Origin of the sequence: uncultured Desulfovibrio sp., assembly GCF_944324525.1 — a bacterium.
Taxonomy (GTDB): Bacteria; Desulfobacterota; Desulfovibrionia; order Desulfovibrionales; family Desulfovibrionaceae; genus Desulfovibrio.
The window spans coordinates 1-17,208 of sequence record NZ_CALUWS010000014.1; the positions used below are offsets into that span (position 1 = coordinate 1).

The 17,208-nt window shown below is 65.9% G+C and carries 25 protein-coding genes and 1 tRNA gene; 19 read left to right on the forward strand and 7 right to left on the reverse strand.

Going from position 1 to position 17,208, the window contains the following annotated elements; genetic code table 11:
• The first annotated feature begins 150 nt into the window (after window positions 1–150).
• Complete coding sequence (locus Q0K12_RS05170) at window positions 151–831, forward strand: DNA-3-methyladenine glycosylase 2 family protein (RefSeq protein ID WP_297260704.1); 681 nt, start codon at window positions 151–153, stop codon at window positions 829–831.
• Between the two features lie 35 nt (window positions 832–866).
• Here Q0K12_RS05170 and Q0K12_RS05175 read toward each other — a convergent pair whose 3' ends face one another.
• Entirely contained in the window at window positions 867–1,349 is a 483-nt protein-coding gene (locus Q0K12_RS05175; protein WP_297260705.1) for a heme-binding protein, read from the reverse strand.
• A 51-nt stretch (window positions 1,350–1,400) separates the two neighbouring features.
• Between Q0K12_RS05175 and Q0K12_RS05180 the strand changes: the two genes are divergently transcribed.
• Window positions 1,401–1,538 (forward strand): hypothetical protein, encoded by a 138-nt coding sequence (locus tag Q0K12_RS05180; protein ID WP_297260706.1) that lies wholly within the window; start codon window positions 1,401–1,403, stop codon window positions 1,536–1,538.
• A gap of 84 nt (window positions 1,539–1,622) precedes the next feature.
• Here the strand turns inward: Q0K12_RS05180 and Q0K12_RS05185 are convergent, their stop codons facing one another.
• From Q0K12_RS05185 to Q0K12_RS05210, 6 genes are all read right to left on the reverse strand, one after another.
• Window positions 1,623–2,396, reverse strand: coding sequence for a TSUP family transporter (locus tag Q0K12_RS05185; RefSeq protein ID WP_297260707.1), 774 nt, complete (start codon window positions 2,394–2,396; stop codon window positions 1,623–1,625).
• A 7-nt stretch (window positions 2,397–2,403) separates the two neighbouring features.
• The gene (locus Q0K12_RS05190; RefSeq protein WP_297260807.1) at window positions 2,404–2,763 is read right to left on the reverse strand and encodes a DMT family protein; all 360 of its coding nucleotides are present in this window, start codon (window positions 2,761–2,763) and stop codon (window positions 2,404–2,406) included.
• Between the two features lie 53 nt (window positions 2,764–2,816).
• Window positions 2,817–2,892: transfer RNA gene (locus Q0K12_RS05195), tRNA-Thr, on the reverse strand.
• Window positions 2,893–2,956: 64 nt separating this feature from the next.
• Window positions 2,957–3,523, reverse strand: coding sequence for a ribosome biogenesis factor YjgA (gene yjgA, locus Q0K12_RS05200; protein ID WP_297260708.1), 567 nt, complete (start codon window positions 3,521–3,523; stop codon window positions 2,957–2,959).
• Entirely contained in the window at window positions 3,523–4,386 is an 864-nt protein-coding gene (locus tag Q0K12_RS05205) for a UbiA-like polyprenyltransferase (RefSeq protein WP_297260709.1), read from the reverse strand. Before Q0K12_RS05205 ends, yjgA begins: the two co-directional genes overlap by 1 nt.
• Before the next feature lie 2 nt (window positions 4,387–4,388).
• Entirely contained in the window at window positions 4,389–5,177 is a 789-nt protein-coding gene (locus tag Q0K12_RS05210; RefSeq protein WP_297260710.1) for a MogA/MoaB family molybdenum cofactor biosynthesis protein, read from the reverse strand.
• 152 nt (window positions 5,178–5,329) lie between these two features.
• Between Q0K12_RS05210 and queF the strand changes: the two genes are divergently transcribed.
• The 17 genes from queF to rplN all read left to right on the forward strand — a co-directional run bounded on the left by queF (window position 5,330) and on the right by rplN (window position 17,200).
• Complete coding sequence (gene queF, locus Q0K12_RS05215) at window positions 5,330–5,839, forward strand: preQ(1) synthase (RefSeq protein WP_297260711.1); 510 nt, start codon at window positions 5,330–5,332, stop codon at window positions 5,837–5,839.
• 145 nt (window positions 5,840–5,984) lie between these two features.
• Window positions 5,985–7,613, forward strand: coding sequence for a murein biosynthesis integral membrane protein MurJ (gene murJ, locus Q0K12_RS05220; protein ID WP_297260713.1), 1,629 nt, complete (start codon window positions 5,985–5,987; stop codon window positions 7,611–7,613).
• Window positions 7,610–8,665: a hypothetical protein gene (locus tag Q0K12_RS05225; RefSeq protein WP_297260715.1), complete on the forward strand. Its 1,056-nt coding sequence runs from the start codon at window positions 7,610–7,612 to the stop codon at window positions 8,663–8,665. The genes murJ and Q0K12_RS05225 overlap by 4 nt, the downstream gene beginning before the upstream one ends.
• Before the next feature lie 8 nt (window positions 8,666–8,673).
• The gene (gene ftsY, locus Q0K12_RS05230) at window positions 8,674–10,254 is read left to right on the forward strand and encodes a signal recognition particle-docking protein FtsY (RefSeq protein WP_297260717.1); all 1,581 of its coding nucleotides are present in this window, start codon (window positions 8,674–8,676) and stop codon (window positions 10,252–10,254) included.
• Window positions 10,244–11,365 (forward strand): glycosyltransferase family 92 protein, encoded by a 1,122-nt coding sequence (locus tag Q0K12_RS05235; protein WP_297260719.1) that lies wholly within the window; start codon window positions 10,244–10,246, stop codon window positions 11,363–11,365. The genes ftsY and Q0K12_RS05235 overlap by 11 nt, the downstream gene beginning before the upstream one ends.
• Before the next feature lie 528 nt (window positions 11,366–11,893).
• On the forward strand, window positions 11,894–12,211 hold the full coding sequence (rpsJ, locus tag Q0K12_RS05240; RefSeq protein WP_297260721.1) for a 30S ribosomal protein S10: 318 nt from the start codon (window positions 11,894–11,896) through the stop codon (window positions 12,209–12,211).
• Between the two features lie 12 nt (window positions 12,212–12,223).
• Entirely contained in the window at window positions 12,224–12,853 is a 630-nt protein-coding gene (gene rplC, locus Q0K12_RS05245) for a 50S ribosomal protein L3 (protein ID WP_297260723.1), read from the forward strand.
• 10 nt (window positions 12,854–12,863) lie between these two features.
• On the forward strand, window positions 12,864–13,496 hold the full coding sequence (gene rplD, locus Q0K12_RS05250; RefSeq protein ID WP_297260725.1) for a 50S ribosomal protein L4: 633 nt from the start codon (window positions 12,864–12,866) through the stop codon (window positions 13,494–13,496).
• Between the two features lie 2 nt (window positions 13,497–13,498).
• Complete coding sequence (rplW, locus tag Q0K12_RS05255; RefSeq protein ID WP_297227355.1) at window positions 13,499–13,789, forward strand: 50S ribosomal protein L23; 291 nt, start codon at window positions 13,499–13,501, stop codon at window positions 13,787–13,789.
• Window positions 13,790–13,791: 2 nt separating this feature from the next.
• Window positions 13,792–14,622 carry a 50S ribosomal protein L2 gene (rplB, locus tag Q0K12_RS05260; protein WP_297260727.1) on the forward strand — a complete coding sequence of 277 codons (831 nt, stop codon included), beginning with the start codon at window positions 13,792–13,794 and terminating at the stop codon, window positions 14,620–14,622.
• A 9-nt stretch (window positions 14,623–14,631) separates the two neighbouring features.
• Window positions 14,632–14,916: a 30S ribosomal protein S19 gene (gene rpsS / locus Q0K12_RS05265; RefSeq protein ID WP_296304683.1), complete on the forward strand. Its 285-nt coding sequence runs from the start codon at window positions 14,632–14,634 to the stop codon at window positions 14,914–14,916.
• Window positions 14,917–14,925: 9 nt separating this feature from the next.
• Window positions 14,926–15,264, forward strand: a complete 339-nt coding sequence (gene rplV / locus Q0K12_RS05270) for a 50S ribosomal protein L22 (RefSeq protein ID WP_296304682.1) — start codon at window positions 14,926–14,928, stop codon at window positions 15,262–15,264.
• A gap of 3 nt (window positions 15,265–15,267) precedes the next feature.
• A complete protein-coding gene (gene rpsC / locus Q0K12_RS05275) occupies window positions 15,268–15,909 on the forward strand; it encodes a 30S ribosomal protein S3 (RefSeq protein WP_297227360.1) in 642 nt (213 codons plus the stop codon).
• Window positions 15,909–16,322: a 50S ribosomal protein L16 gene (gene rplP, locus Q0K12_RS05280; RefSeq protein WP_297227361.1), complete on the forward strand. Its 414-nt coding sequence runs from the start codon at window positions 15,909–15,911 to the stop codon at window positions 16,320–16,322. The genes rpsC and rplP overlap by 1 nt, the downstream gene beginning before the upstream one ends.
• The gene (rpmC, locus tag Q0K12_RS05285) at window positions 16,322–16,543 is read left to right on the forward strand and encodes a 50S ribosomal protein L29 (protein ID WP_297260730.1); all 222 of its coding nucleotides are present in this window, start codon (window positions 16,322–16,324) and stop codon (window positions 16,541–16,543) included. The genes rplP and rpmC overlap by 1 nt, the downstream gene beginning before the upstream one ends.
• A 13-nt stretch (window positions 16,544–16,556) precedes the next feature.
• Complete coding sequence (rpsQ, locus tag Q0K12_RS05290) at window positions 16,557–16,820, forward strand: 30S ribosomal protein S17 (protein WP_297260731.1); 264 nt, start codon at window positions 16,557–16,559, stop codon at window positions 16,818–16,820.
• An 11-nt stretch (window positions 16,821–16,831) separates the two neighbouring features.
• On the forward strand, window positions 16,832–17,200 hold the full coding sequence (gene rplN, locus Q0K12_RS05295) for a 50S ribosomal protein L14 (RefSeq protein WP_006008423.1): 369 nt from the start codon (window positions 16,832–16,834) through the stop codon (window positions 17,198–17,200).
• The last annotated feature ends 8 nt before the right edge of the window (window positions 17,201–17,208 follow it).

A 17,208-nucleotide genomic window follows, 5' to 3' on the forward strand; every position in this document is an offset into this window, starting at 1 on the left:
GGGGGACCGGCGGACAAAGTGGCGGCAGACGCGTTACGAAAGCTTGGAGCGACCAGAGTAAAGTTTTCGAGGGGAGGGGGCGCGGGGGAGGGGAACCTTTGCAAAGGTTCCCCTCCCCCGCAAAAGTTCTCCCCCAAAAGGGAGCAAGCCATGCATTTTGCCTATGACGAGCGGGCGGTGGGCTATCTGGCCCGGCGGGACAAGCGGCTTGGGGAAGTGATGGAGCGGCTGGGGCCTCTGCGGCGGGAGGTGATGCCGGATCTGTTTGCCGCGCTGGTTCATGCCATTGTGGGGCAGCAGGTATCCATGACGGTGCAGCGCACGCTTTGGCAGCGGTTGTGCGCCAGGCTGGGGGAGGTCAGGCCGTCGAGCGTGCTGGCGGTCGCGCCGGAGGAGCTGCGAGCCCTCGGGCTTTCCGGGCGCAAGGTGGAATATGTTCGTGAGGCGGCGCAGGCTGTGACGGATGGGCGTCTGGATGTGGAAGCCTTGCGGGAGATGGACGATGCCGCCGTGTGCGCCGCGCTGGTGGGACTGCGGGGCGTTGGGGTGTGGACGGCGGAGATGCTGCTGCTGTTCTCTCTGCAACGGCAGGATGTGCTCAGCTATGATGACCTGGCCATCCGGCGCGGCCTGCGTATGCTCTACCGGCACAAGGACATCGACCGGGAGCGCTTTGAACGGTATCGGCGGAGATTCTCCCCGTACGGGAGCGTGGCCTCACTGTACTTGTGGGCCGTGGCGGGCGGGGCGCTGCCCGAACTGCGGGATCCGGCTGAAGCGGTGCAGGGAGGGAAGCGTGGCGGCGCATGCAAAAAAGCCCGCTCCGCCTGAAGGGGAACGGGCCGGAAGGCTGCAAGGGTGGCGATTTACTTCAGGGCCGCCGCACCGGCCTTGGCCACGTTGGTGTCTTCGGCCACGCTGCCGCCGCTGACGCCGATGGCGCCCACGATGACGTTGTTGCGGATGAGCAGCTCGCCGCCGCCGAAGATGACCAGACCGCCGTTGGTGGCTTCGATGCCGTAAAGTTCCTTGCCGGGCTGGGAGGCAGCGCCCAGTTCAGCGGTGGACATGTTGAAGTAGCGGGCGGTGATGGCCTTTTTGGTGGACACGTCGATGCTGCCGATGAATGCGCCGTCCTGACGCACGAAAGCCTTGAGGTTGCCGCCGGCGTCCACGATGGCGATGTTCATGGGCACGCCCTGTGCACGGGCCTTGACCAGTGCGGCATCAAGGACGGTACGTGCCTCGTCCAGCGTCAGATCGCCGGGCAGATGTTTTTGCACATCCTTGGCAAAGGCTGTGGACGTGAGCAGCAGAAGACCGAGGGCCAGCAACAGTACACGTTTCATGATGTTTGCTCCTTGCGTGCCTCGCGGCGGGATTGCCGGGGAGGAACTGCCATGAACATAGCACCGGCGGCAACGGGAAGCAAGCGGAGCCAAGATTTAGAATCCGGAGAAGCGGGTACAGGCGGTGAGCGCAAGCAGCAGCAGGAAGAGAAGGGAGCGGATGAGATGTTTCATGCGGAGACTCCGTAGTACAGAGGCAAGGGGTGCCGTGAGTGCTCGTGCAGGCGGAGGGGGGCTTCCCCCCAAAACAAGCCGCAGTCGTGTTGACAGGTTCTAGAATGCCTCAAGGATGAAGAATTCATAGAGCAGGGTGCAGAAGAGGAGGCCCAGCGATACCGTCAGGAAGCGGCGTACGGCCTGCGGGCCGACGCGGACGGCGGTACGGCTGCCCAGCCAGTTGCCTGTGATGGAGGCGGCCGCCATGGGCAGGGCCAGCAGCCAGAGCACCTTGCCCGCCAGGATGAAGCTGACGGCGGCGGCGATGTTGGAACCGAGGTTGATGACCTTGGAGGTCGCCGAGGCCTGGATGAGGCCCACGCGGACGATGAAGTGCAGGGCAAGGATGATGAAGCTGCCGGTGCCGGGGCCATAAAAGCCGTCGTAGATGCCGATGCACAGGCAGACCAGCGGCGTCAGCAGCCAGAGGCGGGGGCCGCTGGTGACGTTGAGGTCGTGGGCCATATCCTTCTTGGGCAGGAGGGTGGCGGCCATGCCGAAGGGCAGCAGGCAGACGAGGATCTTGCCCAGGATGGCGTTGTCGAACAGCAGGGATATCTGAGAGCCGATGGCAGAGCCCAGCAGGGCCGCGACCACGCCCACGAGGGCCACGCGCCACTGGATGAGGTGGCTGCGGGCAAAGGTGCCCACGGCGGTGGCCGTACCCAGCGCGGCGCTGATCTTGTTGCAGGCAAGGGCGTTGTGGGCGGGCACGTTGGCCAGCAGCAGCGCGGGCAGGGTGATAAGGCCGCCGCCGCCCGCTATGGCGTCGATGAAGCCGGCCACGAGGGCCGCCCCGCAGCAGATGAGGATGACGCTCAGCGAGACCACGGCCCGCCTACCATTCCTTGAAAATGACCCAGCAGGCCAGCACGATGAGCGCGAAACCCACGATGTGGTTCCAGCGCAGGGATTCGTGCAGATAGAAGACCGAGAAGAGGGTAAAGACGCTGAGGGAGATGAGTTCCTGGATGGTCTTGAGTTCCGCGGCGGAAAAATAGCCGTGGCCGATACGGTTGGCCGGGACCTGCAGGACGTACTCGAACAGCGCGATGCCCCAGCTCGTCAGGATGACGATGGGCAGGGCCAGGCCCTTGTAGCGCAGATGGCCGTACCAGGCGAACGTCATGAAAACGTTGGAAAGGGTCAGCAGAAGGACGGTCGCTACGGGGATCGGTACGGAGAAGGGCAGGTTCATACGCTCACCGGACATAAAAAAACGCCTATGCGAGATAGGCGTTTGTTTTTTCGTGGAGCCCTTGACCAGGATTGAACTGGTGACCTCATCCTTACCAAGGATGCACTCTACCGACTGAGCTACAAGGGCGTCGCTGACGAAGATGGTTTCTACGCGAAAGCCGTGCCGGGGTCAAGCGTTTTTTCAAACTTTTTTATTTTTTTTGTCCGGGGCCGGCAGAGCCGTTCATGCCCTGCATCAGCAGGCGGAAAAGTTCTCTCCGGGCGTGGGGCGCGCCCTGTTCGGCCCGGGCCCGGGCGACCAGATCCGGCAGCCGTTCGAGCAGGGCCTCGCCGGCGGCGGGCAGGGCCTCGCGCAGGGCGGTCAGAAGGCCGGGCAGGGTCGCGGCGGGTTCCTGCAGCAGGCGGTCCCGCCACTGTTCGGCCCGGTGGAAGCGGGCCGTATCCGCCTGATGGCCGGCGGAACGGGCGGCCAGGGCCTCACGGATGGCATCGGCATCTTCCTCGCGCATGAGCCGCCCGATGAACTGCATCTGGCGGCGGCGTCCCTCTCTGTCCGTTATGCGGGCGAGCAGGGAAAGGGCTTCGCGCATGTCCGGGCTGAGGGGCATGTCGGCCTGCGCGGCGGGGGGCAGGGCGGCCAGCTCTTCTCCCAGCGTCTGCAGGGCGGCGCTGCGGCGTTTTTTTTCCGACCGGCTGGGGCTGTCGTCATCTTCCCGCAGGGCCCCGTCCTGCCACTGGTAGCGTTTGCGCGGGGCCATCAGAACACCATCCCCAGGATGACGCCCAGCAGGACGAGAGGGGAGACGATGCCGTTGAGCGTGAAGAAAGCCAGATTGACGCGGGAAAGATCCTGCTTGCGCATGATGCGGTGCTCCACCAGCAGCAGGAGCGAGATGCCCAGCCAGAAGGCGTACCAGATCAGCGAGAGCTGCGCGGCCAGACCGAACAGGAGCAGGAAAAGGGAGGTCAGCACATGCGAAAAGCCGGCGATGGTCAGCGCGGCTTCCGGGCCCTTGTCCGCGGGCAGGGAGTGCAGGCCGAAAGCCGTGTCGAAATCCAGATCCTGGAAGGCATAGTAGACGTCGAAGGCCCCCACCCAGAGCGTCACCGCGCAGAAGAGCAGCAGCGGGGCCAGGCCGAGACTGGAGGGATCGACGCTGAGCCAGCCGGCCAGCGGAGCCAGGCCGAGGCTGGCGCCAAGCCAGTAGTGGCAGTAGGGGGTAAAGCGCTTGAGCAGGCTGTAGACGGCGGTAAAGATGAGGGCCGGCAGGGCCAGGGAGAGGCAGAGCGTATTGATGCAGGCGCAGGCCCCGATGAAGACCAGCGCCGACACGCCGCAGAAGAGCCAGGCCTGCGTCAGGGTGATCTCGCCGGTGACGAGCGCCCGCTCGCAGGTGCGGGGATTTTCCCGGTCGAAGGGAAGATCGACGATGCGGTTGATGCCCATGGCGAAGGAGCGGACGCCGACCATGGCGATGGTCAGCATGACGAGGGGCAGCAGGGGCGGCATGCCCCGGGCCGCCAGTACCGCGCCCGCCCAGGCCCAGGGCAGGGCAAAGATGGAGTGCTCGATCTTGATCATGCGGCAGAACGTGGCTGCCGTGGTGCGGCTGGGAAGCATCGTTAACCTCCACAATCGGCGGTGTCGCCGTGCAGTTTGTCGAGTGCGTGGGCAAGGGCGGGCAGGACGGCGGCCAGATTTTCCCGGACGGCCTTGAGACTGCCGGGGAGGTTGATGATCAGACTCTGCCCCAGCACGCCCGCCGTGGCGCGGGAAATGACGGCGCGCGGCGTGACGGCCAGACTGGCGGCCAGCATGGCCGCGGCAAAGCCGGGCAGCTCGTAGTCCAGCAGGGCCCGCGTCACCTGCGGGGAGATGTCGCGCGGACTGATGCCCGTGCCGCCGCTGGTCAGGATGAGATCATACTGCTGGCCGAGGGCCAGCTCCGTCAGCAGGGCGCGCAGTTCGGAGGGTTCGTCGGGCAGGATGAATCCCTGGCTGTGGCAGAGAGGCAGGGTTTCGGCCACCATTTCCGCCAGCGCCGGGCCGCTGGTGTCCTCGCGCAGGCCGAGGGAGCCCTTGTCCGACAGCGTGACCCAGGCGAGGCTGCGGCCGCTCTTGCGCGGCTCAAGGCAAATGTCGCCCACGGGGAGGTCCGTCAGGGCCGTGAGCAGGGGACAGCGCAGGGCGTGCCCGTCGTCGCAGGCCGGCAGCCAGACGTGGCCCGTCACGCGGGCAAAGGGGGTCTCCTCCGCATAGAGGGTGGTCCCCACCGGCAGGAAGGGGACGTCCCGCAAAGGCGGATCCTGCAGAAGATGAGCCGGCAGGCCGAGGGGCCCCCCGCTCTGCGCGGGGGCAAGCGGCAGGCAGTCCGCCGCCGAGCAGGCCCGCAGGGAAAGTTTCCAGATCATGTACGCCTCCAGACGGTTGCGGGAGCGGACTTTCCCGGCAACGGGGAAGCGCCGGCGGCATCCGCTCCGGGAGGGACTATTGTAGCGGCAAGCACATTACGTTACAAGTCTGCCCGCGGGGCTGTCCCCGAATCTTTCCGCAAGGAGACATCATGTCACAGGAACCGACCCACAGCCAGGATCAGACGGCCCATCTCCATGCCCTGGGCACGGGCAAACTACCCACGCCGCAGGGCGGGCCCAGCGTGGCCCTGCTGGAAGCCTTCCCCAACCGTTGCCCGCACAGGCCGTACGTCATCAGCATCAGCTTCCCCGAGTTCACGTCCCTCTGTCCCGTGACCGGGCAGCCGGACATGGGCACCATCAGCGTGGAATACATCCCCGACGAGCTGTGCGTGGAGTCCAAGAGCTTCAAGCTCTATATGTTCGCTTTCCGCAACCATCAGTCCTTCATGGAGACCATCACCAATACGGTGCTGGATGACCTGAACAGCCTGCTGGCCCCCTGCTGGATCCGCGTCAAGGGATTGTTCGCGCCGCGCGGCGCGACCCGTATCCATGTCTTTGCCGAACAGTACAAGGATCTGCCCGAGCGGCGCGCCGCGAACGTGCGGGAGCTGGTACGCGACTGGAAGACCGAACCCGACCCGCACCGTCCGTAGGGATCGCGCCAGGGGGCCGCGCCCGCCGTCGCGCCGGCGGGACGCGGCATGCGCGGCAAGGAGGGATCATGCTGGAACGGCGGTTCAGACCACGGAAGCCCCGGCAGCGTCCGGCGTCCGGCATCTGCCCGCAACGGAGCGGGCGGTGACGCGGCGGCCGGAGCCGGGGACGAGCCGGGCCGGGCGGCGCGGGGGCGGCCTGCTGTCCACCGCCGCGGCGCTGGGCGGCTGTACCGTGCTCTCCCGACTGTTGGGGCTGGCGCGGGATGCGGCCACGGCCTGGCTGCTGGGGGCCGGCCCCGTGGCGGACGCGCTGACGGCGGCCATGCGCCTGCCGCATATCCTGCGGCGCATGCTGGCCGAAGGCTCCCTCTCCATGAGTCTTACGGCCCGTCTGGCCGGGCGCGATGATGCGGACGAGGCGGCGGCCGTGCTCCGGGCGCTGGCCTGGCGGCTGGGGGCGGCGCTGCTGGCCGCCTGCGTGCTGGCGGCCGTGCTGGCGCAGCCGCTCATGCGTCTGCTCGCGCCGGGGCTCCCTCCGGCCGGGGCGGCGCTGGCGGGAGAGCTCCTGCGCGCCTGCCTGCCCTATGTGCCGGCGGCGGGCCTAGCCGGCTTGTGCATGGCGGTGCTGCATGCCCGTGAACATTTTCTCGTCCCGGCGCTCTCTCCCGTACTCTTCAATATTTGTGTGCTGACGGCGGCCCTGCTGGCCGTCGCTTGCGGGGCGGACATGCGGCAAACGGCCCTCGCGCTGGCGCTGGGCATGAGCGGCGGCGGCTGCGCTCAGTGGCTGCTGCAGCAGGCCGCGGCGGCACGGCTCCTGCGGCGATCCCGTCCGCGTCGCGGCGGCCGTTCGTCCGCCCGGGCCGCGCTGCCGTCGCGCGAGGCCTGGCGGCTGCTGGCCCAGCTGCCGTCCGGCGCGCTGGCGGCAGCGGCTCCGCAGCTGGCCATGCTGGCGGCCATGTGGCCCGCCTCGCTGGCCGGTGAGGGGAATATGGCCGCCCTCTATTATGCCGAACGCCTGCTTGAGCTGCCGCTCGGGCTGGTGGGGGCCTGTCTGGGCATGGCGGCCCTGCCGCCCCTGAGCCGTCTGGCGCATGCGGGCCGCTGGCGGGATTTCGCCCTGTTGCGGGATGCTTCCCTGCGCTGGGCCGTGCGCCTTTCTCTGCCCGCTGCGGCCGGGCTGGCGGCCGTGTCCGCGCCGCTGGTGGACTGCCTGCTGGGGCATGGCGCTTTTGACGCGAATGCGGTACGATTGACGGCATGGGCCGTTCTCGCCTATGTGCCCTGTTTGCCGGCCTGCGCCGTCAGTCGTTGTCTGCTGTCGGCCTGTCATGCTGTCGGGCGTCGCCGCCGGGCGGCCATGACGGGCCTGCTGGCGCCGTTGCTGACGCTTGCGGCGGGCCTGCTGCTGACGCGGGAGCTGGCTGTTCCCTTGCGGGGGGCGGGGGCTGCGGCGGCGGCAAGCCTGGCCCTCTGGGTGCAGACGGGCCTGCTGTGGCGGCTGGGGCATAGGGATGCCCCGCGCGGCGGCCGGTGGCGGGCACTGCGTTTTTGCGTTCTCCAGGCTCTGGTGGCGGGGCTGGTGGGGCTGGCGGCCTCGGGCGTGTGCCTGCTGACGGCGGCGCTGCCCGCGTGGGAACGGCTCAGTCTGTCCATCGCCGCGGGCCTGCTCATCTGGCCGCCTGCGCTTCTGCTCGTGCGCGACAGGGATATATGCCGGCTGGGGCGGCGGCTCCTGCGGCGCAATGACGATTCAAGAGCTTCATTATGACGGAACGAAGGAAATGGCGTCGTCTGGCGGCCCTCGGCATCTGGGGGGTGGGTCTCCTGCTGCTGGCGCTGCAGGTTGTCTGGGGCGTGTCCGCCGTGCGGCGGGATGTGGAGAGCCGGCTGATCAGCGAGGCCGGGCGCGCGGCCGCGCAGGTGGCGGGGCTGCTGAGCCTGCCTGCCTGGGAGATGGACGAGCTGGCCGTACGCACGGTGATCATGAGCATCATGGAGGATACGCGCATCTACGGCATCATGGTGCAGACCCGGCAGGGATTTTTTGACGGCATGCGCCGCAACTATCAGTGGGAGCCCGTGCCGTGGGATGACGAGATCACCGAGCATGCCGTGCAGGGCATGAGCCAGCTCAGCATGGAAGGGCAGTTTATCGGCAAGGTGGAGGTCTACCTTTCCCGGCGCGAAGCGGCGGCCGAGATCCGGGCCGGGCGCGACCGCGAGTTCTGGCAGGGCGCGCTTTGGCTGGTCTACCTCACGGCAGCCCTGCTGGCGCTGTTCTGGCACTGGGGGGATCTGGCCCATGCCCGGCGCTGGCTCTCCGCCCGCTGGCAGCTCCTGCGCGGCAACGAGTCCGGGACGCAGGCGGAGAGTGCCGCCGCTCCCCGTACGCCGCCCATCAGACTGGGGTTGAGCCCGGTGGATGACGAGGCGGCCCCGACGGTGGAGGGCGGCGGGCCCGCTCCGGCGGAGGAAGGGCCGGTGGTCGTCAGCGCCGAACTGGGGCGGAGCTACCAGCGCACGCATCCGGAAAGCTGGCGGGTGACGGCGGGGCTGTTCCGACAGACCTTTGAACGCGGCCCGCGGGTGATGACCCGCCTGTATGAGGAAAATGAACTGGCCGGGCTCTGCCGTCTGGGGCAGACGCTGGAAAAGGCCGCTCCCTGCCTGGGGGCGGAGCGTCTGTCGGAAACGGCCCGTGCCATGCAGACGGCGCTCAACGATCCCCAGTGTGAAACACAGGCCACGGCCGTGGAGAATTGTTCCGTGGCCCTGCGCGAGGTGCTGACGGCCCTCGCCGCGCCGCAAAACGTGAAGTGAGGCTGCGTATGGGTTTTTTCTCTGCTGTGAAAAAGTTGTTCGGCGGCGGCGCCGCCCCGGAAACGGCGACGCCCGAGGTCCCCGCCGCGCCGCAGGCCCCGTCCGTCCCTGAGCAGGCCGGGGCTGAGACTGCCGGACATGCCGCCGCTGTGGAGAAGGTCGCCGTAGCGGATGCGGCTGCCGCTCCCACTGCCGACCCTGTCGCGGAAATCCCCGCCGAAATGTCCGGCGAGCCGGCTACCGGGCAGACGGCGGAGCAGGCTCCAGCGCAGGCGACGGAACAGACGGCGGCACAGGCGACGGAACAGGCGACGGAACAGGCCGCCGCGCCCGCGCCCGCCGCCGCCAGCGCGGACGACCCGGAAACGCAGGCCCTCACCTTGCGTCTGCGTCAGGCCGAGCCGCGCCTTTCCGTCTGGCTGGACATCGTGCTGGACGGGGTGGAGATGGCCGACGACCTGCTCTGGCGGCGGCTGACCTTCCTGCTGGCGGCGCTGGAGACGCCCGCCGCGGAAGCGGAGGCCTTCGTGGAGGACTTCCGGCAGTGGACGCGGCGCATGGACTACCGCTATGTGGCCGATTTCCGCTCCGAGCTGCAATACCGGCTGGCGCTGGCGCTGGACATGGAGGATGAAGAGGACGAACGCAGCCGCCTCTTCCTCAAGATCAGCCAGGGGCTGAGCCGCACCCGCGAACAGTTCTCCCGGGGGCTCAATTCCCTGTTCGCCTCGCATGGCGAGCTCGACGACGCGTTCTGGGAAGAGCTGGAAGAGCTCTTCATCATGGCCGACCTGGGCTATGAACCCGCGCTGGCGCTGGTGGAGCGTCTGCGTGAACGAGCCCGCAAGCAAGGGGTGACCAGCGCCGGCGACGTGCGGGGGCTGCTCATGAGCGAGCTGGCGGAGATCTTCCAGGCCCCGCGCCGCATCGCGGCGGTCAATCCGCCCGAAGTGGTGCTTTTCATCGGCGTCAACGGCGTGGGCAAGACGACCACCATCGCCAAGCTGGCCCACCGGGCCCGCATGCAGGGGAAGACGGTCATGATCGCCGCGGCGGACACCTTCCGTGCGGCGGCCATCGAACAGCTGCAGGTCTGGGCCGAGCGGGTGGGGGCGCTCTTCCACTCCCGCGCCGCCGGTTCCGATCCCGCCTCCGTGGCCTACGAGGCCATGGACCGCGCCCTGAAGGAAAAGGTGGACATCCTTTTCGTGGACACGGCGGGACGCCTGCAGACCAAGGTCAATCTCATGGAAGAACTGACCAAGATCCGTCAGGTCATCGGCAAGAAGCATCCCGGCGCGCCGCATCGCACGGTGCTGGTCATCGACGCCACCACCGGGCAGAATGCCCTGTCGCAGGCCAGGCTGTTCAGGGAAGCGGCGGGCGTGGACGAGCTCATCCTCACCAAGCTGGACGGCACCGCCAAGGGCGGGGTGGCCATCGCCGTGGCCATGCAGGAGCATCTGCCCATTTCCTTTGTGGGCCTGGGCGAGAAGCTGGAGGATCTGCGGCCCTTCAACGGCGAGGATTACGCCCGGGCGCTGCTCGGCGAGAGCCGGCCGGCGGGCGGACGTTCCCGTGACGCTTAGGGCGGCCTGTCTCTGCGGCATCGCCCGCGACGAGGCCGCGGAGGACGTGCGGGAATGGGTCTGCTATCATCTGGGGCTCGGCTTCAGCCACGTCGCTCTCTATGACAACGGCAGTCGCGAGCCCCTGCGCGAGGTGCTCGCGCCGCTGGTGGCGCGCGGCGTGGTCAGCGTGACGGATTTCACGCTGCGGGAAGCGCCGCAGCTTTCCGCCTATTTCCATGCCCTCCGCCTCTGGCGCGGCCGGGTGTTCTGGCTGGCCTTCCTCGACATCGACGAGTTCCTCGTGCCGCTGACCAGCCCCGGACAAGGAGATGTCGTCCCGCCGCTGAGCCGTCTGCTGCGCCCCTACGAGCGTTTCGGCGGCGTCGCGCTGCACTGGATGATGATGGGCAGCGGGGGCCATCTGCGGCGTCCGCCCGGCGGCACGCTGGCCAACTACGGCGAGGCGCTGGGCCTGGACAGCCACGTCAAGAGCATCATCCGGCCGGAGCTGGTGACCCGTCCGCTGTCGCCGCATCATTTCGCCTTCCGCGAAGGGGCCTTTGCGGTCAACGAGGACGGCTTTCCCGTGGCCGGGCCCTGTTCCTATCCCACGGCCCGCCATCTGCGGGTGAATCACTATTACTACAAGTCGCAGCAGGATTTTGAAGCCAAGATCGCGCGCGGCCTGGCCACGCCGGTGCCGGGCGGCTCCCGCACGCTGGACATCTTTTATGCGGGCAGCGCCCGGCCCGCTGTGCCCGATGCGGCTGCCGCCCCCTGGCTGGCCCTCGGGGCGGACTGGGCCCGGCAGGCCGGCTGGGACTACCCGGCGGTGGGGCCGGGCGGATGTGAGCAGGCCTCGCCCGTGGCGGCCCGTCTGAGCCATAGCCGGGAAATGCAGGCATTGCGCCAGCTGTGGTTGCAGATCGAAGAACTGTGCCGCCGGGGCGTGCGGGAGGAGGCCGTGCTCCCGCTGCGGGAGCGCCTGTGGCAGCAGCTGTGCCGCCTCTACGCCGCGCGTGGAGCGGGGGAGGCCGCCCGCGCCGCCGCTGCCTACTGGCGGGAGCTGACCGGGACGGAGCAGGGGGCGCAAGCCGTTTCCGCTCATGGGAATGGAGAAAACGCTTGACCTTTTTTGCTGGTGAAGCTAAGTAAGACCTCTGCCCCGCAGACGGGGCAAATCCCTGGACGGCAGGGAAGGGCAGATCGAGTCTGTCCTGCTGTATCTCCCCGCAAGGGGAGGCTTTGACATGTGCAGGCGTTACCAGATGCCGGACAATGTCGAGCCGTTCCAGCCCGATGACGGATCCCGCCACCTCCAAGTGGCGACCCGGGGCTGTAAAGGTAGGGGTGAGATACCCCATTTGGTGACCCTGCGGGACCTCCTCGCTGCTCCATCATGGAGCGGCAGGCATGGGCTGCGCCGGGGAGCATCACACGGATGATGCGGCACGCTCATGCGTCCATACTCCTCCGAATTCCGGGAAACCGGTCCTGTGATGTGCGCTGCATAAGCGCTTCTCCCTCGTTGAAAGCCCTACGACGTCCGCCGGGTAGGCGGCCCATCGGGCCATTGGTGTGGCTCGTTGAACAGTTGTGAAGGAACCTGCGTTGCACCCAACCGGCGCAGGATGTTTTTTCAAACGGAGTAGGCAACATGACGACAGTTGGCAGCGATCGCATTCGGATCAAGCTCAAGGCCTACGACTTCCGCATCCTGGACAAGGCTGTTGCGGAAATCGTGGACACGGCGCGCAATACCGGTGCCGGTGTGGCGGGACCCATTCCTCTGCCCACCAACATCCATAAATATACCATCCAGCGTTCCGTGCATGTGAACAAGAAGTCCCGCGAGCAGTTTGAAATGCGCATCCACAAACGGCTTATGGATATTCTTGAACCCACGCAGCAGACCGTCGACGCCCTTGGCAAGCTTTCTCTGCCCGCCGGCGTGGACGTGGAAATCAAGCTCTAGTGAGAGGCAGTCATGGCTGAGAAAATGGGAATTTTGGGTCGCAAGCTTGGCATGACCCGTATTTTCGCCGGTGACGGCGCCGCTGTGCCCGTTACCGTGATACAGGCTGGCCCCTGCCCCGTCACCCAGGTGAAAACGGTGGAAAAGGACGGCTACAACGCGTTGCAGATCGCGCTGACCGAAGCCAAGGAAAAGCACGTGGGCAAGGCCATGCGCGGCCACTTTGCCAAGGCCGGCACCGGTCTGTACCGCCATCTGCGTGAGATCCGTCTGGAAGGCGCTCCGGAAATGGAAGCCGGCCAGCAGCTCACCGTGGAAATGTTCGCCGCCGGCGACAAGGTGAAAGTGACCGGCACCAGCCTCGGTAAGGGCTATCAGGGCCGGATGCGCCGCTGGAACTTCGCCGGTTCCAAGGATACGCACGGCTGCGAAAAGGTGCACCGCAACAACGGCTCCATCGGTAACTGCACCTTCCCCGGCCACGTCTTCAAGGGCCGCAAGATGGCCGGCCACTGGGGCAATGAAACCGTGACGGAAATGGGCCTTATGATTGTTGACGTGCGCCCCGAGGATAACGTCATCCTGGTCAAAGGTTCCGTGCCCGGCCCCAAGAACGGGCTGGTGCTGATCCGCAAGCAGTAGGAGAAGCAGCATGGCTACCATTACAGTTTTTGACCAGAACAAGGTGAAAGCCGGCGAAGTGACGCTGGCTCCCGAAGTGTTTGAAGTCGAGGCCCGCCCCGAGATCCTCAACCTCGTGGTGCGCGCCCAGATGGCCGCCAAGCGCGCCGGGACGCATCAGACCAAGACCCGCGCCTTCGTTTCCGGCGGCGGCAACAAGCCCTGGAAGCAGAAGGGCACAGGTCGCGCCCGCTCCGGCTCCAACCGTTCGCCCATCTGGCGCGGCGGGGCCATCGTGTTCGGCCCCCAGCCCCGCGACTACAGCTTCAAGGTGAACAGCAAGGTGCGCGCTCTGGCGCTGAAGATGGCGCTTTCCAGCCGTCTGGCCGCCGAGAACCTCCTGGTCGTCAAGGCTATCGAACTGCCTGAAGCCAAGACCAAGCACTTTGCCAAGGTTGCCGATACCCTGGGTCTGACCAAGGCGCTCATCGTGACCCCCGAGGACAACGAGGCGCTGGCCCGTTCGGCCCGCAACATCCCCGGCCTCACGCTGACCACTCCCGACCGCCTGAGCGTGCTGGAAGTGCTGCGCCACAAGCAGCTCGTGCTGCTGGAAGGCGCCGTCAGCCCCGTGCAGGCCCGCTTCGAGAAGAAAGGGGCGTAGTCATGGAATATACTCAGGTTCTTATCAAGCCCCTGCTGACCGAAAAGACGACCCTGCTTAAGGAAGCGTCCAATCAGGTGGCTTTTTACGTCCATCCCAAGGCCAACAAGCTGGAGATCCAGCAGGCCGTGGAAAAGGCGTTCAATGTGAAAGTGGAATCCGTCAACGTGGTTCGCAAGGCGCCCTCCGATCGTGAGCGCCAGGGCCGCGTGGTCGGCCGCAAGCCCGGCTACAAGAAGGCCTATGTGACCCTGCGTCAGGGCGATAAAATCGAGTTCTTCGAGGGAGTGTAACCATGGCTGTCCGCAAGCTGAAACCGACCTCCGCGGGGCGCCGTTTCCAGACGGTTTCCGACTTTGAGGAAATCACCCGCTCCACTCCGGAGAAGTCGCTGACCGTCGGCCTGACCAAGAAGGCCGGCCGTAACAATCGTGGCCGCGTGACCAGCCGCCGTCGTGGCGGCGGCGTCAAGCGCCTGTACCGCATCATCGACTTCAAGCGCAACAAGCTGGGCATCCAGGCCAAGGTGGCGCACATCGAGTACGACCCTAACCGTACCGCCCGCATCGCCCTGCTGCACTATGCCGACGGCGAGAAGCGCTACATCATCGCCCCCGTGGGGCTGAATCAGGGCGATGTGGTCATCGCCGGCGAAGGCGCGGACATCAAGCCCGGCAACGCCATGCAGATGGCCCGCATCCCCGTGGGTACCGTCATCCACAACGTGGAACTGTATCCCGGCAAGGGCGGCCAGCTCTGCCGCGCCGCCGGCACCTACGCCCAGCTCATCGCCAAGGAAGGCAAGTACGCTCTGCTGCGCCTGCCCTCCGGCGAAGTGCGCAAGGTGCTCGCCGCCTGCGTCGCTACCGTGGGCCAGGTGGGCAACATCCAGCACGAGAACATCTCGCTGGGCAAGGCCGGCCGTAACCGCTGGCTGGGTCGCCGTCCCAAGGTGCGCGGCGTGGCCATGAACCCCATCGACCATCCCCTGGGCGGCGGCGAAGGCCGCAGCTCCGGCGGTCGTCACCCCGTGTCGCCCTGGGGTATGCCTGCCAAGGGCTTCAAGACCCGCGACCGCAACAAGGCGTCCTCGCGTCTTATCATCAAGCGCCGCGGCCAGAAGTAGGAGTAGCACATGCCCAGATCGCTGAAAAAAGGGCCGTTCATTGACGGCCATCTGATGAAGAAGGTCGAAACCGCCGTGGCCAACAATGACCGCCGCGTCGTCAAGACCTGGTCGCGCCGCTCGACCATCCTTCCCGAAATGGTGGGACTGACCTTTGCGGTGCACAATGGCAAGAAGTTCGTGCCGGTGTTCGTGACCGAAAACATGGTGGGCCATAAGCTGGGCGAATTCTCGCCCACCCGCACCTTCCACGGTCATGCTGCCGACAAAAAGGCCAAGGCCGGCAAGAAGTAGGGTAGGGATATGGAATCGAAAGCTATTGCAAAGTTCCAGCGGGTGTCGCCCCGCAAGACCCGTCTTGTGGCCAAGAATGTGCAGGGCCGCGGTGTGGAAGAGGCGCTCAACATCCTGCGCTTCACCCCCAACAAGCCCGCCGGAGTGCTGCTCAACGTGCTGAAGAGCGCGCTGGCCAATGCCTCCCAGCTCGGCGGCGTGAATGTGGACGCCATGGTGGTCAAGGAAGTCATCGTGAACGAAGGCCCGACCTGGAAGCGCTTCATGCCCCGCGCTCAAGGCCGCGCCACCAAGATTCACAAGCGCACCAGTCACGTCACCGTCATACTCGCAGAAGGGCAGGAATAGGCTATGGGTCAGAAAGTACATCCGTTTGGCTTCCGGCTTGGGTACAACAAGAACTGGCAGTCCCGCTGGTTCAGCAAGAAGGAATACCCTGCCTTTGTCTACGAGGACAGCAAGATTCGCGCCTTCGTCAAGAAGCTCCTCTATCATGCGGGCCTGGCGAAGATCGAGATCGAACGCGCCGGCGGCAAAGTGCGCCTGATCCTTTCCACCGCCCGTCCCGGCATCGTCATCGGCCGCAAGGGCGTGGAGATCGAAAAGCTGCGCAATGACCTGCGCCAGAAGTTCGGTCGCGAATTCTCGCTGGAAGTGAATGAAATCCGCCGTCCCGAAATCGAAGCCCAGCTGGTGGCCGAAAACATCGCCCAGCAGCTCGAGCGCCGCGTGGCCTTCCGTCGCGCCATGAAGCGCACGGTGACCATGGCCCGCAAGTTCGGCGGCGAAGGCATCAAGGTGACCTGCGCCGGTCGCCTGGCCGGTGCGGAAATCGCCCGTACCGAATGGTACCGTGATGGCCGCGTGCCCTTGCAGACCCTGCGCGCCGACATTGACTACGGCTTTGCCGAAGCGCGTACCACCTATGGCATCATTGGTGTCAAGGTCTGGATCTACAAGGGTGAAATCCTTGACAAAGAGGTTGATCAGTAATGCTCGCGCCCAAGAAAGTAAAATTCCGTAAATGGCAGAAGGGCCGTCTGCGCGGCCTCGCCACCCGTGGCGCCACCATTGCCTTTGGCGATATCGGCCTCAAGGCCGTGCAGCACGGCCAGCTCTCCAGCCAGCAGATCGAAGCCGCCCGTATTGCAATGATGCGTCACATCAAGCGTGGCGGCAAGGTGTGGATCCGCGTTTTCCCCGACCGTCCCGTGACCGCCAAGCCTCTGGAAACCCGTCAGGGTTCCGGTAAGGGTGCTCCGGTGGGCTGGTGCGCGCCGGTCAAGCCCGGCCGCGTCCTCTATGAAATCAAGGGCGTCAGCCTTGAGCTGGCCCGCGAGGCTCTGACCCGCGCCGCCCACAAGCTGCCCGTGAAGACCATCATCGTGGTGAGGGAGGGGCTGTAATGGCTGCCAAGAAGACCGAAAAGAAGGCCAATGTGCTCAAGGCCGCCGACCTGCGCAAGCTGAGCGCCGAGGAACTGCGTTCCAAGCTGGCCGAAGAGCGCGAAGCCCTGATGACGGCTCGTTTCAAGCATGCCACCGCGCAGCTGGAAAAGACCTCCGAGCTCAAGGCGACCCGCCGCCTGGTGGCGCGCATTTCCACCGTACTGAACGAAAAGGACTAGAGGGCTGAACACCATGCAAGCTCTGGAAGATCGCAAGGGCAGAACGCTTACCGGCATCGTGGTCAGCGACAAGAACGACAAGACCATTGTCGTGCGCGTTGAAACGCTGGTGAAGCATCCTCTGCTCAAGAAGTATGTGAGGTGCCGCAAGAAGTTCACGGCTCATGATCCCATGAACGAATGCGGTATGGGTGACAAGGTCAAAATCGTGGAGTTCCGTCCCATGTCGCGCAACAAGCGCTGGCATCTGGTCTCCATCATTGAAAAGGCTGTGTAAGGGTAATCGCCATGATCCAGGTAGAATCTACGCTTCAGGTTGCCGACAATTCCGGCGCCAAAAAGGTGGCCTGCATCAAGGTGCTCGGCGGTTCGCACCGTCGTTACGCTTCCGTGGGCGACATCATCGTGGTGTCCGTCAAGGAAGCCATGCCCCACAGCAAGGTCAAGAAGGGTGACGTGATGAAGGCCGTCATCGTGCGCACCGCCAAGGAAGTGCGCCGCATGGACGGCAGCTACATCAAGTTTGACGGCAACGCCGCCGTGCTGCTTTCCAACCAGGGCGAGCCCGTGGGAACCCGTATCTTCGGCCCCGTGGCCCGCGAGCTGCGTGCCGCCAATTTCATGAAGATCATTTCCCTTGCTCCGGAAGTGCTGTAGGAGATGAC

Coding starts and splice junctions, on each gene's coding strand:
- Q0K12_RS05210 (WP_297260710.1), bottom strand. CDS start 5,177: ATGATCTGGAAACTTTCCCTGCGGGCCTGCTCGGCGGCGGACTGCCTG.
- rplP (WP_297227361.1), top strand. CDS start 15,909: ATGCTCGCGCCCAAGAAAGTAAAATTCCGTAAATGGCAGAAGGGCCGT.
- rpmC (WP_297260730.1), top strand. CDS start 16,322: ATGGCTGCCAAGAAGACCGAAAAGAAGGCCAATGTGCTCAAGGCCGCC.
- Q0K12_RS05170 (WP_297260704.1), top strand. CDS start 151: ATGCATTTTGCCTATGACGAGCGGGCGGTGGGCTATCTGGCCCGGCGG.
- rplC (WP_297260723.1), top strand. CDS start 12,224: ATGGCTGAGAAAATGGGAATTTTGGGTCGCAAGCTTGGCATGACCCGT.
- rplD (WP_297260725.1), top strand. CDS start 12,864: ATGGCTACCATTACAGTTTTTGACCAGAACAAGGTGAAAGCCGGCGAA.
- Q0K12_RS05225 (WP_297260715.1), top strand. CDS start 7,610: ATGACGGAACGAAGGAAATGGCGTCGTCTGGCGGCCCTCGGCATCTGG.
- rplB (WP_297260727.1), top strand. CDS start 13,792: ATGGCTGTCCGCAAGCTGAAACCGACCTCCGCGGGGCGCCGTTTCCAG.
- Q0K12_RS05190 (WP_297260807.1), bottom strand. CDS start 2,763: ATGAACCTGCCCTTCTCCGTACCGATCCCCGTAGCGACCGTCCTTCTG.
- Q0K12_RS05205 (WP_297260709.1), bottom strand. CDS start 4,386: ATGCTTCCCAGCCGCACCACGGCAGCCACGTTCTGCCGCATGATCAAG.
- rpsS (WP_296304683.1), top strand. CDS start 14,632: ATGCCCAGATCGCTGAAAAAAGGGCCGTTCATTGACGGCCATCTGATG.
- yjgA (WP_297260708.1), bottom strand. CDS start 3,523: ATGGCCCCGCGCAAACGCTACCAGTGGCAGGACGGGGCCCTGCGGGAA.
- ftsY (WP_297260717.1), top strand. CDS start 8,674: ATGGGTTTTTTCTCTGCTGTGAAAAAGTTGTTCGGCGGCGGCGCCGCC.
- Q0K12_RS05175 (WP_297260705.1), bottom strand. CDS start 1,349: ATGAAACGTGTACTGTTGCTGGCCCTCGGTCTTCTGCTGCTCACGTCC.
- rplW (WP_297227355.1), top strand. CDS start 13,499: ATGGAATATACTCAGGTTCTTATCAAGCCCCTGCTGACCGAAAAGACG.
- rplN (WP_006008423.1), top strand. CDS start 16,832: ATGATCCAGGTAGAATCTACGCTTCAGGTTGCCGACAATTCCGGCGCC.
- rpsC (WP_297227360.1), top strand. CDS start 15,268: ATGGGTCAGAAAGTACATCCGTTTGGCTTCCGGCTTGGGTACAACAAG.
- rpsJ (WP_297260721.1), top strand. CDS start 11,894: ATGACGACAGTTGGCAGCGATCGCATTCGGATCAAGCTCAAGGCCTAC.
- Q0K12_RS05180 (WP_297260706.1), top strand. CDS start 1,401: ATGAACATAGCACCGGCGGCAACGGGAAGCAAGCGGAGCCAAGATTTA.
- queF (WP_297260711.1), top strand. CDS start 5,330: ATGTCACAGGAACCGACCCACAGCCAGGATCAGACGGCCCATCTCCAT.
- rpsQ (WP_297260731.1), top strand. CDS start 16,557: ATGCAAGCTCTGGAAGATCGCAAGGGCAGAACGCTTACCGGCATCGTG.
- rplV (WP_296304682.1), top strand. CDS start 14,926: ATGGAATCGAAAGCTATTGCAAAGTTCCAGCGGGTGTCGCCCCGCAAG.